15 protein-coding genes and 1 pseudogene are annotated in these 14,148 nt (G+C 61.5%); 11 read left to right on the top strand and 5 right to left on the bottom strand.

Annotated elements, in window-relative coordinates; all coding sequences use genetic code 11:
• Positions 1–59: 59 nt before the first annotated feature.
• The 3 genes and pseudogenes from IF103_RS10595 to IF103_RS10580 all read right to left on the bottom strand — a co-directional run.
• A complete protein-coding gene (locus IF103_RS10595) occupies positions 60–467 on the bottom strand; it encodes an Imm44 family immunity protein (RefSeq protein WP_202676093.1) in 408 nt (135 codons plus the stop codon).
• A gap of 288 nt (positions 468–755) precedes the next feature.
• The gene (locus IF103_RS10585) at positions 756–1,436 is read right to left on the bottom strand and encodes a hypothetical protein (protein ID WP_252189437.1); all 681 of its coding nucleotides are present in this window, start codon (positions 1,434–1,436) and stop codon (positions 756–758) included.
• 50 nt (positions 1,437–1,486) lie between these two features.
• Positions 1,487–1,705, bottom strand: a pseudogene (locus tag IF103_RS10580) (type VI secretion system tip protein VgrG); the annotation flags it as partial.
• 395 nt (positions 1,706–2,100) lie between these two features.
• On the opposite strand from IF103_RS10580, the gene IF103_RS10575 reads away from it, so the two are divergent.
• Both IF103_RS10575 and IF103_RS10570 read left to right on the top strand, forming a co-directional pair.
• On the top strand, positions 2,101–3,171 hold the full coding sequence (locus tag IF103_RS10575) for an enoyl-CoA hydratase/isomerase family protein (protein ID WP_202676091.1): 1,071 nt from the start codon (positions 2,101–2,103) through the stop codon (positions 3,169–3,171).
• Positions 3,172–3,187: 16 nt separating this feature from the next.
• A complete protein-coding gene (locus IF103_RS10570) occupies positions 3,188–4,339 on the top strand; it encodes an acyl-CoA dehydrogenase family protein (protein ID WP_023380271.1) in 1,152 nt (383 codons plus the stop codon).
• Positions 4,340–4,401: 62 nt separating this feature from the next.
• Here the strand turns inward: IF103_RS10570 and IF103_RS10565 are convergent, their stop codons facing one another.
• Positions 4,402–5,805, bottom strand: a complete 1,404-nt coding sequence (locus IF103_RS10565) for a purine-cytosine permease family protein (protein ID WP_023380270.1) — start codon at positions 5,803–5,805, stop codon at positions 4,402–4,404.
• Between the two features lie 317 nt (positions 5,806–6,122).
• On the opposite strand from IF103_RS10565, the gene IF103_RS10560 reads away from it, so the two are divergent.
• The 9 genes from IF103_RS10560 to IF103_RS10520 all read left to right on the top strand — a co-directional run bounded on the left by IF103_RS10560 (position 6,123) and on the right by IF103_RS10520 (position 13,425).
• A complete protein-coding gene (locus IF103_RS10560; protein ID WP_023380269.1) occupies positions 6,123–6,608 on the top strand; it encodes a flavin reductase family protein in 486 nt (161 codons plus the stop codon).
• Positions 6,609–6,674: 66 nt separating this feature from the next.
• Positions 6,675–7,718, top strand: coding sequence for an LLM class flavin-dependent oxidoreductase (locus IF103_RS10555; protein WP_023380268.1), 1,044 nt, complete (start codon positions 6,675–6,677; stop codon positions 7,716–7,718).
• A gap of 303 nt (positions 7,719–8,021) precedes the next feature.
• Positions 8,022–8,618 carry an amino acid synthesis family protein gene (locus IF103_RS10550; protein WP_023380267.1) on the top strand — a complete coding sequence of 199 codons (597 nt, stop codon included), beginning with the start codon at positions 8,022–8,024 and terminating at the stop codon, positions 8,616–8,618.
• Positions 8,619–8,684: 66 nt separating this feature from the next.
• The gene (locus IF103_RS10545) at positions 8,685–9,518 is read left to right on the top strand and encodes an alpha/beta fold hydrolase (RefSeq protein WP_023380266.1); all 834 of its coding nucleotides are present in this window, start codon (positions 8,685–8,687) and stop codon (positions 9,516–9,518) included.
• The gene (locus IF103_RS10540; RefSeq protein WP_023380264.1) at positions 9,515–10,996 is read left to right on the top strand and encodes an aldehyde dehydrogenase; all 1,482 of its coding nucleotides are present in this window, start codon (positions 9,515–9,517) and stop codon (positions 10,994–10,996) included. The genes IF103_RS10545 and IF103_RS10540 overlap by 4 nt, the downstream gene beginning before the upstream one ends.
• A 13-nt stretch (positions 10,997–11,009) precedes the next feature.
• Complete coding sequence (locus IF103_RS10535; protein WP_104881861.1) at positions 11,010–11,495, top strand: flavin reductase family protein; 486 nt, start codon at positions 11,010–11,012, stop codon at positions 11,493–11,495.
• Between the two features lie 134 nt (positions 11,496–11,629).
• Positions 11,630–12,019 (top strand): carboxymuconolactone decarboxylase family protein, encoded by a 390-nt coding sequence (locus IF103_RS10530; protein WP_023380262.1) that lies wholly within the window; start codon positions 11,630–11,632, stop codon positions 12,017–12,019.
• A gap of 87 nt (positions 12,020–12,106) precedes the next feature.
• Positions 12,107–12,859 (top strand): GntR family transcriptional regulator, encoded by a 753-nt coding sequence (locus tag IF103_RS10525; protein ID WP_023380261.1) that lies wholly within the window; start codon positions 12,107–12,109, stop codon positions 12,857–12,859.
• A gap of 2 nt (positions 12,860–12,861) precedes the next feature.
• Positions 12,862–13,425: an NUDIX hydrolase gene (locus tag IF103_RS10520; RefSeq protein ID WP_027907195.1), complete on the top strand. Its 564-nt coding sequence runs from the start codon at positions 12,862–12,864 to the stop codon at positions 13,423–13,425.
• A 16-nt stretch (positions 13,426–13,441) separates the two neighbouring features.
• Here the strand turns inward: IF103_RS10520 and IF103_RS10515 are convergent, their stop codons facing one another.
• Positions 13,442–14,059: a LysE family translocator gene (locus tag IF103_RS10515; RefSeq protein WP_023380259.1), complete on the bottom strand. Its 618-nt coding sequence runs from the start codon at positions 14,057–14,059 to the stop codon at positions 13,442–13,444.
• Between the last annotated feature and the right edge of the window lie 89 nt (positions 14,060–14,148).

The following is a 14,148-nucleotide window of genomic DNA, read 5'->3' as shown; positions in this document are numbered from 1 at the left end:
GTTGCCGGTTCCTGCTTTTGACCAGTTGACCACGCCGTCCTAGTCTAGCGCGACACTAATTAGCCACTTAACTTCGCACGGGCTTTGTTAACTGAATCCTTAAGCAAAATAACATCGCTCTCGGTAATCTTCAGACTCTTTATTTCCTTCATCATTTCGATTGAGCGAAGCACGGCATCAAGCATTAAGCTCACCTGCCTTGACTCATCAGCCTCTTTGAACTCATTGACAGGTATTTGAACGCGAACTTCAATAACCTTACGCGCCTTGTGGTACTTCTTCACTTCGGGATAGTCAATGACTCGCTCGTCTGGCATTAAAATTGAAATGAACGTCCACGAGTTCGCGCCACATTCTAGCGAAACATCAGACAGAGTCTCTACCAGTACATCTTTTACTCTTTTTCGAGCAATTTGAGCGGCATTTCCGACAATAACATGTTGTTCACTTGAAGTGCTAAAAATCATACGGCACCTTAATAATCGCTTTTATTCAGAGGAGGTCTTTTGCCGTCTTTACTTACAGCCTTGTAATCCAATATCTGCTGATGCTGCCACGCATGCATTTCCCACTTTGTCCCTGATGCCTCCTCCTGCATATATGCGTTATTTTCCTTGAGATATTTTTCTGTATACCTGCGTTTACCCATAGTAGTCTCACCGTAGTTTAGAACGCTATGATCGTCTTCATCCCTCAAGGTATATCCAATAGCGGGTTTAGTGGAATTGAGACTATTCCCATGAGTACCATCCTTCTCACACGGACGCCCCGAAGAAGTTGCTGATCGCCGCCTTGGGGTCGTTGAGCAACTGGTCGCTGGCGGCTGCCATCTGCTTGCTCGCCGCCGCCTTGTCGCCCTGGGCGTCGAGTTGGCCGAGCACGACTTTCTCCAGGCCCGTGGCAATTTCGCCAGTCACCTTGGTACCCAGATCGCCCGCGTCCTTGAGAATGCCGGCGATCTTTGGCTGTGCCTGGGTCACAAAGTCGTCGAGGGTCCCGGCGATGGTGGCGTTGAGGTGGCCCATCAGCACCGTGATCAGCGAGTCGCCCAGCAGCATCTTGGCGCTGTTGCGCAGCTCCTGGCGGACCAGGAACAAGGTCGGGCGCAAGCTCATGCGGGCGGCTGCCATGGTCGGCGGCGCCGGCAATACGCCGATCAGGTTGATGCCCAGGCTGACCCAGTCGAGCACCTGGCGGTGCTTGCTCTTGACCAGGGTGACCACATCGCCCAGGGCGTCGACCAGGGCCATGATGTTGCCCACCACCGGCAAGGCACCGGCCACGGTCTTGATCCGTTCGAGGGTGACGTAGCCGCTGCTGACCGACTGCAACCAGGCGTCGAAGGCGGCGGCGCCGCGGCCCACGTCCTTGGCGTCGATGGTGTTGAGCGGGGCGACCGCGACTTGCGCTTCGCGTTGCTTGGATTCGCCACTCATGCCAGCACCTCACTGCCCAGCGGGCGCTTGGCCGGGTTGGCGGGAGGGCTCAGGCCGTGCAGGCCACGGCCGGCATCGCCGAGCTGGAGGAAAGCGGGTTTGTGCAGCAGGCGTTCCAGGTCCAGCGAAGGGCGTTCGCTGACCAGCTCGAGGTCAATGGCATAGGCGTGGCTGATGGCTTCCGTGCCGTTGAAGGCGAGGACCTGGAAATCGTGCTCCAGGCCGTCGATGTGCAAGCTGAAATGGGTCTGGTTCGCGGCGGCAAACATCCCTGTCCTCCTTTAGGAAAACGTAGTGAAAACGACTGCGACCTGACAGGTGAACGTGGCAAGTCGCGGTGCGAGAACGGTACGGGGACGCGCTTCCCATGTATGTCAGATGCAGTTCGACACGACTCGTGGGATACGGACTACATCGGGCGAGATCGGTAAGCGTGACGTTTCACGGTGCAAGGATCGAAGGTGGCCAGCGACGGACGACGCGGGGACGCGACAGCGCTAAAGTTGCATGACTTGTCCGGAAGGCGCGCACATAAGGCAAAAATGCAGGACACCCCTGCAGATTTGTCGATTGTGCACGGTAAATTCGCATGCCACGATCCTGCGACACTCCAGCGCACTCCAGACTTCACTTGGAAAATCAATAACAAAGCAGGGAGAACGCGATGACCGCGCATGCTCACATCTCGGCAACGGATCACGTTTTGGCCGAGGTTCGCAACCACATTGGCCACCTCACCCTCAACCGCCCTACCGGCCTCAACGCCCTGACCCTCGACATGGTGCGCAGCCTGCGCCAGCACTTGGACCGGTGGGCCGAGGACGCACAGGTAAAGGCCGTGGTTCTGCGCGGCGAAGGCCCCAAGGGCTTCTGCGCCGGTGGCGATATCCGCTCGCTGCATGACAGCTTCAAGGCTGGTGACAGGCTTCACGAAGATTTCTTCGTCGAGGAATATGCCCTCGACCTGCTCATCCATCGCTACCGCAAACCGGTTCTGGTGCTGATGGACGGTTTCACCCTCGGCGGCGGCATGGGCCTGGCCCAAGGCGCGGACCTGCGCATCGTCACCGAGCGCAGCCGCCTGGGCATGCCCGAGGTGGGCATCGGTTACTTCCCGGACGTGGGCGGCAGTTATTTCCTGCCGCGCATTCCCGGTGAACTAGGCATCTACCTGGGGGTCAGTGGCGTGCAGATCCAGGCCGCCGATGCCCTGTACTGCGGGCTGGCCGACTGGTACCTGGCCAGCGACGCCCTCACTGCCCTGGAGCAAGGCCTGGATAACATCACGTTCGGCGAATACCCACTCAAGGACCTGCAAAACCTGATGGCCACCCTCGGCACCCAGACCCTGAACGATGCCCCTCTGGAAAAGCTGCGCCCCGTCATCGACCACTTCTTCGCCCAACCCGACCCGCTCGCAATCATCGAGCAACTGCGCGCGGTCAGCATCGGTGACAGTCGCCCGTGGGCCATAGCCACAGCCGACCTGCTGGAAAGCCGTTCGCCGCTGGCCATGGCAGTGACCTTGGAGATGCTGCGCCGAGGCCGCCACCTGGCACTGGAAGACTGCTTCGCCATGGAGTTGCACCTGGACCGCCAGTGGTTCCAGCACGGCGATATCATCGAAGGCGTACGCGCCCTGATCATCGACAAGGACAAACAACCACGCTGGAATCCGCCGACCTTGAGCGGGCTGAGCCGCCAGCGGGTCGACCAATTCTTCGAAGGCTTGTGAGCCTGGGAGTACGCACATGCAAGACCTGGAACTGAGCGAAGAGCAGATCATGATCCGCGACATGGCCCGGGACTTTGCCCGCGGCGAGATCGCCCCCCACGCCCAGGCTTGGGAAAAGGCCGGCTGGATCGATGACGCCGTGGTGAAGAAAATGGGCGAACTGGGCCTGCTTGGCATGGTGGTGCCTGAAGACTTTGGCGGCAGCTACACCGACTATGTCGCCTACGCCCTGGCCGTCGAGGAGATCGCTGCTGGCTGCGGCGCTACCGGGGCGATGATGAGCATTCACAACTCCGTCGGTTGCGGCCCGCTGCTGGCTTATGGCACGCCCGAGCAGCAACAGGCCTGGCTACCGCGCCTGGCCAGCGGCGAAGTCATCGGTTGCTTCTGCCTGACCGAGCCGCAAGCCGGCTCCGAAGCGCACAACCTGCGCACCCGTGCAGAGCTGGTCAACGGCGAATGGGTGATCAACGGCTCCAAGCAGTTCGTCAGCAACGCCCGCCGTGCCGGACTGGCCATCGTCTTCGCCGTCACCGACCCGGAGCTGGGCAAGAAGGGTCTTTCTGCCTTTCTGGTGCCGACCGACAATCCGGGGTTCAAGGTCGACCGTAGCGAGCACAAGATGGGCATCCGCGCTTCGGATACCTGCGCGGTCTCCCTCGACAACTGCCGTATTCCGGCCGCCAACATCCTTGGCGAGCGCGGCAAGGGCCTGGCTATCGCCCTCTCCAACCTCGAAGGCGGGCGGATAGGCATCGCCGCCCAAGCTTTGGGGATAGCCCGCGCGGCATTCGAGGCTGCCCTTCTCTATTCGCGCGACCGTGTGCAGTTCGGCAAGCCGATCAATGAACACCAGAGCATCGCTAACCTGCTGGCCGACATGCAGGTACAGGTCAATGCCGCGCGCCTGTTGATACTGCATGCTGCGCGCCTGCGCAGCGCGGGCAAGCCGTGCTTGTCGGAAGCATCCCAGGCCAAGCTGTTCGCTTCGGAAATGGCCGAGCGCGTGTGTTCGATGGCGATTCAGGTGCACGGAGGCTATGGCTACCTGGAAGACTATCCGGTGGAGCGGTATTACCGCGATGCGCGGATCACGCAGATCTATGAGGGCTCGAGCGAGATCCAGCGGATGCTGATCGCTCGGGAACTGAAGCACTATCCGTTGTAGGCCCCCCGAAAACGAAGATGGCGCTGCCAAAGCAGCGCCATCACGGTCGTTACGAAGCCCAGTCAGTCATTCGCACTGACAACCTGCCCCGCTTTCTCTTCCTTGCCTCGGGTCGCCAGGCAGTAATAGAGCGGCACCGTCACCAACAAGCCAAACAGCCACGACAGGTCGGCCCCCTCGACGATGTTCGAGTAGGGCCCGACATACAGCGAAGTGTTGGCGAACGGCAACTGCACCAGGATCCCGCAGGCATAGGCGACAATCGCATGGTGGTTGAAGCGCCCGTAGATACCGCCATCGGCGCGGAAGATCGAGGCAATGTCGTACTGGCCTTTCTTGATCAGGTAGAAGTCGATCAAGTTGATCGAGGCCCACGGTACGAGCACCAGCAGTAGCGCCAGGATCAGGCCGATGAACTGACCGATGAAGTCCGCCGATGCATTGAGCGCTACCAGGCCGCAGCCCACCAAGATCAGCGACGCCAAAATCACCCGCACCTTGATGCTCGGGGTCCACTGGGCGACGAAGGTCTGGATGGCCGTGACGATCGACAGCACCGCGCCATAGAGGTTGAGGGCGTTATGGCTGATGATGTTGAGCAGGAACAGCACCATCAGGATCGGCCCCAGCCAACCGGTGGCTTGCTTGACCGCGTCCATCGCATCGGTACCTTGCGGCACGCACAGCACCGCCACGGCACCGAAACTGAAGCACAAAATGGTGCCCAGTGTGGCGCCGAAATAGGTCGCCCAGAATGGCTTGGCGATGCCTACCTCACGCGGCAGGTAGCGCGAGTAGTCGGAGGTGTACGGCGAGAAGCTGATCTGCCAGATAGTGCCGAGCGACACCGTGGCGATGAAGCCTGACAGGTTGAACCCTCCGCGGCTGAAGAAGTCAGCCGGCAGCTGCTGGGCGAACATCATGATGAAGCCTGCCAGCAATGCCGAGCCCATCACCCAGGTGCCAATACGGTTCAAGGTGTGGATGAAGCGGTAACCGATCACACCAATGGCCGTTGCGCTCAGCGCACCAATGACGATGGCAGTGGGCATCGGCACGCTGGGGGCGATGCCATGGATCGACTTGCCCGCCAACACGATGTTGGAAATGAAGAAGCCCACATAAATGAGCGCCGTGAAGAACACGATCAGTAAGGCGCCATAGCGGCCGAATTGGCCACGGCTCTGGACCATCTGCGGAATGCCCAACTGCGGTCCCTGGGCAGAGGCCAAGGCGATGACCACGCCCCCGGCAAGATGACCCAGCACGATGGCGACCAACCCCCACAACAGATTCAGGTGGAATACCTGGACCACCATGGCGCCGGTGACGATGGGCAGGGGCGCTATGTTGGTGCTGAACCAAAGGGTGAACAGATCACGCGCCTTCCCGTGGCGCTCGGCAGGTGGAACGTAATCGACCGTGTGATTCTCGACAAACTGGTGTTGCGACGACGGTTGGGACATAGGTTTTCAGCTCGAAAGGTCGTTTTTATCTTTGTAAGGAAACCGCGCGGGGCGGCCTCTCAGCTGAAGACCATATTATGGTATTCCAAGCTTTTGACAACACTGATGCGGCTGAAAAATGTGTAACTGATCCGGTTCAGCAGCACCCGCAATGCTTGCTTGATTTTTTCAAAGCCGCTGTTCATGCGGCCTTGCGCCATTCATCGTGATTTTTACCCGGTGTAAAATTCCACTTGCAAATCGAGTATTACGGTATACCATCAGACACATCAACGATAAAAACCGCGGACCACCGCAGCCCTCTCGAGGTATTCGCCATGATCGATGCAACCGTCTACAAGCATGTCCTGGGCTCCTTCCCGTCCGGCGTCACGGTCATCACCACCCTGGACGACGATGGTTCGATCGTCGGCCTTACCGCCAGCGCATTTTCTTCCCTGTCCATGGACCCGCCGCTGGTGCTGTTCTGCCCGAACTACAGCTCCGATTCCTACCCGGTACTGATGCGCAACAAGCGCTTTGCCATCCACCTGCTCTCTGGCGAGCAACAGACCGAAGCCTACGCGTTCGCCAAGAAAGGCAAGGACAAGGCCGCTGGTATCGAGTGGACTTTGAGCGAGCTTGGCAACCCCATTCTGGCCGGCGCCACCGCCGTCATCGAATGCGAATTGTGGCGTGAATACGAAGGCGGCGACCACGCCATCATGGTCGGCAAGGTGCACAACCTGATCGTGCCCGAAGAGGCCCCACGGCCGATGGTCTACTGCCGCGGCAAGATGGCCAGCCTGCCCGCCTTCGCCTGAGCCACCTATCGTCATCAATGACGCCTGGCGCACCAGGCGACACCTTAAAGCTCCGAGGAAAGCCCCATGAAATTTTCGTTGTTCGTGCACATGGAACGTTGGGATGAACAGGTCAGCCATCGCCAGCTGTTCGAAGACCTGACCGAACTGACCCTGATGGCCGAGAACGGCGGTTTCAGCACCGTGTGGATCGGCGAACACCACGCCATGGAATACACCATCTCGCCGAGCCCGATGCCGCTGCTGGCCTACCTGGCCGCGCGCACCGAGAAAATCCGCCTGGGCGCCGGCACCATCATCGCGCCGTTCTGGAACCCTATCCGCGTGGCCGGTGAATGCGCCCTGCTGGACGTGATCAGCAACGGTCGCATGGAAGTGGGCCTGGCCCGTGGCGCCTATCAGTTCGAGTTCGACCGCATGGCCGGCGGCATGCCCGCCACCGACGGCGGCAAGGCGCTGCGTGAAATGGTGCCGGCCGTACGCAAGCTGTGGGAAGGCGATTACGCCCATGAGGGTGAGGTTTACAAGTTCCCGACCTCCACCAGCGTGCCCAAGCCCGTGCAAAAAGGCATGCCCCCGATGTGGATCGCCGCGCGCGACCCGGACTCGCACAATTTCGCTGTGAAAAACGGCTGCAACGTCATGGTCACCCCGCTGATGAAGGGCGACGAAGAAGTGCTGGACCTGAAGAACAAGTTCCAGGCCGCACTCGACAACAACCCCGAAGTACCGCGCCCGCAACTGATGGTGCTGCGTCACACCCACGTACACAGCCCGTCGGAGCCCGAAGGCTGGAAGGTTGGCGCCCAGGCCATCTCGCGCTTCTACCGCACCTTCGACGCCTGGTTCGGCAACAAGACCACGCCGGTCAACGGATTCCTCGAGCCAAGCCCGGAGTCCAAGTTCGCTGAAGTGCCGGCGTTCGCGCTGGAGAATATCCGCAAGAACACCATGATCGGCACGCCGGAAGAAATCATCGCGCGCATCAAGTACTACCAGGAACTGGGCGTCGACGAGTTCAGCTTCTGGTGCGACAACAGCCTGCCCCACGCCGAGAAGAAAAAGTCGCTCGAACTCTTCATCAAGGAAGTGGTGCCGGCGTTCGCCTGAATTCCCATTGCCTGAAACCGTTGCGGGATGAGCCCGCTCCCGCGGGCCCTCGTGGCCCGCGTGAGCGGGCATTTTTTTGCATGGGCGGCGTTCCCATCGCCAGCCCACTGAAATCGAGAACAGTGCAGCACCTGCAGGTGCATGGCTACCCGCGAGAAGTCCAGCACAGACAGCCCAAAAACCAAGGGATCAGCCCACCTTTCGTCCCCCTGACCAGAGAAATTGTTCGGCACCTCTTGCACAACAAATATTATGGTATACCATCAGACAACAAGAACTGATAACCCTCACCAGGAGCCCCCCATGAGTTTCGAAATCCGCAAGATCGTCACCTACTCCGAAGAGACCCGCATCGAAGGCGGCAAAGCCACCGACAAGCCAGTGACCATGGTCGGCCTGGCCGTGGTGATCAAGAACCCATGGGCCGGTCGCGGTTTCGTTGAGGATCTGAAGCCGGAAATCCGCGCCAACTGCTCCGAGCTAGGCGCGCTGATGGTCGAGCGCCTGACCGCCGCCATCGGCGGTGCCGACAAGATCGAAGCCTACGGCAAGGCCGCCGTGGTCGGCGCCGATGGCGAAATCGAACACGCTTCCGCCGTGATCCACACCCTGCGCTTCGGCAACCATTACCGCGAAGCCGTCAAGGCCAAGAGCTACCTGAGCTTCACCAACAAGCGCGGCGGCCCAGGCACCTCGATTCAGATCCCGATGATGCAGAAGGACGACGAAGGCCTGCGTTCTCACTACATCACCCTGGAAATGCAGATCGAAGACGCCCCGCGCGCCGATGAAATCGTCGTGGTCCTGGGCGCCTCCGACGGCGGTCGCCTGCACCCGCGCATCGGCAACCGCTACATCGACCTGGAAGAACTGGCTGCCGAAAAAGCCAACGCTCAATAACAACAACCAAGACGGGCCGGGGCGTTGCGTGCAAGCGCCACGCCCGACCTTCAAGGAGCGCCCTCCATGATTCAGCCTGTCGCTGAACGTACACCGGCCGGAACCAGCTACCTGGTCCAAGGCCAGGGCCAACCTGTGGTGTTGATCCACGGCGTGGGCCTGAACAAAGAAATGTGGGGCGGGCAGTTCGTGGGCCTGGCCAACGACTATCGGGTCATCGCCTATGACATGCTCGGCCATGGCCAGAGCGCCCTGCCACCGCCCGACGTAGGCCTGGAAGGCTACGCCGACCAACTGGCCGAACTGCTCGATCACCTGCAGATTGCCCAAGCCACCGTGATTGGCTTCTCGATGGGTGGCCTGGTGGCGCGCGCATTCGCCCTTCACCACCGGCAGCGCCTTGCCGCGCTGGTGGTGCTCAACAGCGTGTTCAACCGCACCCCCGAGCAGAGCGCCGGCGTCATCGCCCGTGCCGCCCAGGCTGCGCAACAAGGCCCGGACGCCAACGTCGATGCCGCGCTCGACCGCTGGTTCAGCCGCGAATACAAAGCCGCCAACCCCGCGCAGGTCGCCGCCATCCGCCAGGTGCTGGCGAGCAACGATCCGCAGGGCTATCACACCACTTATGCGCTGTTCGCCACCCAAGACATGTATCGCGCCGACGACCTGGGCAGCATCCAGGTGCCGACGCTGATCGCCACCGGTGAACTCGACGCAGGCTCCACCCCGGCCATGACTCGCCAGCTTGCCGCGCGCATTCCTGGTGCGCAAAGCGTGGTCCTCGCCGAGCAACGGCATATGATGCCGGTGGAAGCGCCGCGGGAAGTCAACAAGATGCTTCTGGACTTCCTGGCGCAAGCCCGCACCCTTACCGAATCCGCCAAGGGGATTGTTGCATGACCCTCGTTCGTTTCCAGATGTGCATCGACGGCCAATGGCTCGATGCCCAGAGCGGCAAGACCTTCGACAGCCTCGACCCGGCTACCGCCAAGGCCTGGGCGCAACTGCCCGACGCCGGTGAGGCCGATGTCGAACTGGCCGTGCAGGCCGCCCAGCGTGCCTTCGACAGCAGAGCCTGGCGCAGCCTCACCGCGACCGCCCGAGGCAAGCTGCTGCGTCGCCTCGGCGATCTGATCGCCCAGAACAAAGAGCACCTCGCCCAGCTCGAAAGCCGCGACAACGGCAAGCTGATCCGCGAAACCCGCGGCCAGGTCGGCTACCTGCCGGAGTTCTTCCACTACACCGCAGGCCTGGCCGACAAGCTCGAAGGCGGCACCCTGCCGCTGGACAAGCCTGACCTGTTCGCCTACACCGTGCACGAGCCGATCGGCGTGGTGGCCGGGATCATCCCGTGGAACAGCCCACTGTACCTGACCGCGATCAAGCTGGCGCCGGCTCTGGCCGCCGGCAACACCATCGTGCTCAAGCCGTCCGAGCACGCCTCAGCGACCATTCTGGAGCTGGCCCGCCTGGCCCTAGAAGCCGGCTTCCCGGCTGGCGTGGTCAACGTGGTGACCGGCTACGGCCCAAGCACTGGCGCAGCGCTTACCCGCCATCCACTGGTGCGCAAGATCGCCTTCACCGGCGGTGCTGCTACCGCCCGCCATGTGGTGCGCAGCAGCGCCGAGAACTTCGCCAAGCTGTCCCTGGAGCTGGGTGGCAAGTCGCCAAACATCATCTTCGCCGACGCTGACCTGGACAGCGCCATCAACGGCGCCGTAGCCGGCATCTATGCCGCCTCGGGACAAAGCTGCGTGGCAGGTTCGCGCTTGCTGGTGCAGGATGAGATCTTCGATGAGTTCGTCGAGCGCCTGATCGCCCGCGCCAAGCGCATTCGTATCGGTAATCCGCAGGACGATGCCAGCGAGATGGGCCCGATGGCCACCGCCCAGCAACTGGCCGTGGTCGAAGGCCTGGTTGCGGCCGCCAAGGCCGAAGGCGCCAAATTGCACATGGGTGGCAAGCGTGCCGAGGTCGAGGGGGACGGCTGGTTCTACGAGCCGACCCTGTTCGAGTGCGACAGCAACTCGATGACCATCATGCAGGAAGAGGTATTCGGCCCGGTCGCGGCGGTGATCCGCTTCAAGACCGAGGAAGAGGCCTTGGCAATCGCCAACGACTCCCAGTTCGGCCTGGCAGCCGGGATCTGGACCCGTGACCTGGGCCGTGCCCATCGCCTGGCCCGTGACGTACGCTCCGGCATCATCTGGGTCAACACCTACCGTGCCGTGTCGGCCATGGCGCCGATCGGTGGCTTCAAGAACAGCGGCTACGGCCGTGAGAGCGGCATCGACTCGGTGCTGGCTTATACCGAGCTGAAGACGGTGTGGATCAATCTCTCCACCGCGCCGATGCCCGACCCGTTCGTGATGCGCTAAGAGGTAACACGAGATGATCGAACCTGGCATCTACAAAGACGTGATGGGCTCCTTCCCGTCCGGCGTGACGGTGGTCACCACCCTCGATGCCGACGGCGCCATCGTCGGCATCACCGCCAGCGCGTTCAGCGCGCTGTCGATCGACCCGGCACTGGTGCTGTTCTGTCCCAACTACGCCTCCGACACCTACCCGATCCTGCGTGACAGCAAGCAGTTCGCCATTCACCTGCTGTCAGCCGACCAGACTGCTGAGGCTTACGCCTTCGCCGGTAAAGGCAAGGACAAGGCCAAAGGCATCGAATGGCACCTGAGCGAACTGGGCAACCCGTTGCTGAGCAAGGCCACGGCGATCATAGAGTGCGAACTGTGGCGTGAATACGACGGCGGCGACCACGCGATCATCGTTGGCGCGGTGAAGAACCTGGTGCTGCCAGCCGAGCCGGTGACGCCGATGGTCTACCACAAAGGCAAGCTAGGTGCCCTGCCACCTTTGGGTTAAGACCCCCAAGGAAGCGGTGTTGGCTTCTTCGCGGGTAAAACCGCGCAGAAGCTCACACACATTCCCCTGTTTTCAGGGGCCGCGCCCACCTCTCACCCTCGGTTGCGGCCCCCTTTTTCATTCGGAGCACGGCAATGAGCAACGAAAAGTACGACAAGGGCCTGCAGATCCGTACCCAGGTGCTGGGCGAGGAGTACGTCAACCGTTCGATCCAGAATGCCGACGACTTCACCAAGCCCTTGCAGGAGCTGGTCACCGAGTACTGCTGGGGCCACGTCTGGGGCCGCGAAGGCTTGTCGCTCAAAGAGCGCAGCATGATAAACTTGGCCATGATTTCCGCGCTCAACCGGCCCCACGAGCTCAAGCTGCACATTCGCGGCGCATTGCGCAATGGCCTGAGCCGTGAACAGATTCGCGAGATCCTGCTCCAGGTCGGCATTTATTGCGGCGTACCCGCGGCGGTGGACAGTTTCCGCCTGGCCCGCGAAGCGTTCGCCGAAGCCGATGCGGAGTCAACCCGTTAACAACGGGCTGTTCGAACCACTGCAAGGAGTGCCAGGTTCAAGGCACTCCGCGATGTTGGCGCAACAGCCTCATAAAGAGCGCACCTGATGAAACGCCAGCCACTCGACGACAGCTTCAAGGTCAACCGCAACCCCGTTACTCTGCGTGAAATCGTGCTCGACAAGCTGCGCGGCGCGATCATGAATTTCCACCTTCTACCAGGCGACCGCCTGGTAGAGCGCGACCTCTGCGACCGCCTTGGCGTGAGCCGCACCTCGGTGCGCGAAGCCCTGCGTCACCTGGAATCCGAAGGCCTGGTGGAATTCGCCGACGCCAAGGGCCCACGCGTTGCCATCATCACCCTGGAAGATGCCCGCGACATCTACGAGCTGCGCTGTGTACTCGAAGGCCTGATCGTGCAGCTGTTCACGCTCAACGCCAAGGCCAAGGACATCCGCGCCCTTGAGCGCGCCCTCGAGGTCAACCGCGAAGCCCTCGAAGAAGGCGAACTGCAGCAAGTGCTCGAGTCGGTACAAGGCTTCTACGACGTCCTGCTCGAAGGCTCCGGCAACCAGGTGGCGGCGCAACAGCTACGCCAGCTTCAGGCCCGCATCAGCTACCTGCGCGCCACTTCGGTGTCGCAAGAGAACCGCCGCGGCGCCAGCAACCGTGAGATGGAGAAGATTGTCGAGGCGATCAAGAGTGGCGACCCAGTGGTTGCCCACCAAGCTTCGGTCGACCACGTTCGCGCCGCCGCCAAGGTAGCGCTGGAATACCTGCGCCAGAAGCAGGACGACAACACCAAGGTGCGCGATATCGTCGAGCCCCTGGCCCTCAAGGAACCTCGCATAGGCCGCTGACCATGCCCACCGCCCCGCGCTACTGCCCGCACTGCACCACGGAACTGGCCCGGGGCGTTCCCACTGGCGACACCCACGAGCGCCTGCACTGCCCTGGCTGTGGCTACGTCCACTACATCAACCCGAAGATCATCGCCGGCTGCATCATCGAGCGCGAGGGCAAGTACCTGCTGTGCCAGCGTGCCATCCCTCCCCGTCCAGGCACCTGGACCTTGCCGGCCGGTTTCATGGAGGCCGGTGAAACCACCGAACAGGCGGCCCTGCGCGAAGTCTGGGAAGAAAGCGGCGTGCGCGCCGATATCGTCTCGCCTTATTCGATCTTCAGCGTGCCGAAGATCAGCGAGGTGTACATCATCTTCCGCGCCATCGCCACCGAAGAGACCGGCCAGTTCGGGCCCGAGACAATGGCTTACCAGTTCTTCGAGCCTGACGAGATTCCCTGGGACGACATCTACTACCCGGCGATCCGACAGATTCTCGAGCGTTACATCCTTGAACGGCAGGCGGGGGTGTATGGGATCTACATGGGTAATGACGATACCGGCAAAGTGCATTTCATGCGCTGAGCCGACAAAGGCGCGATCAACTGCCCAACTGCCCGGCAATCAACCCCACTGCGACCAGGATCATCACCCCCCCTGAGACCCGCCCGACCATCCTGGCCGCGCCCGGACGGCTGCTCAGCACCGCCTTGGCGCCGTACCCCACCAGCGAATAGACCACCAGCGAACTGCACAGGTGCACCAGGCCCAGCAGCAGAATCTGCAACGGTACCGGCCAGCTCGATTGCGGGTCGGTGAACTGCGGCAGCAAGGCCAGGAACAACAGGAACACCTTGGGGTTCAGGCCGCTCACGCAAAAGCCCTTCAGTGCCCAGCGCTTGCCAGAGTCAGCAATACTGCTTTGCCCCGATTGCGGCACCGGTGGGCTGAGCAACAGATTGCCGCCCAGCCACAGCAAGTAGATGCAGCCGGCCAGCGTCAGCAACATCAAGGCCACGGGGTGCCCCGCCAGCACGGTACCAACACCCGCCGCCACCACCAGTGTGGCCATGAAATGCCCCGACAGCATTCCTGCTACCGCCGGCATCACCCAGCGCCCACGCATGCCCGCCGAGATGGCATATGCCCAGTCGGCTCCGGGGGTAATCACGAACAGCAACGACACGGCCCAGAACGCCATCAGCACACTCATAGCCACTTGAAACTTCCTTTGCACGCGGTAGGGGATGGACACAGCGTACGGGTTCCGCCAGGGGATTTTCTTTCGTATATTCCCCGCGGAACGTT

The sequence above is a fragment of the Pseudomonas sp. SK2 genome (assembly GCF_016772395.1).
In the GTDB taxonomy this organism is placed as follows: domain Bacteria; phylum Pseudomonadota; class Gammaproteobacteria; order Pseudomonadales; family Pseudomonadaceae; genus Aquipseudomonas; species Aquipseudomonas taiwanensis.
The sequence above is the reverse complement of the archived record's forward strand: the minus strand, read 5'-3'. Positions and strand labels throughout refer to the sequence as shown.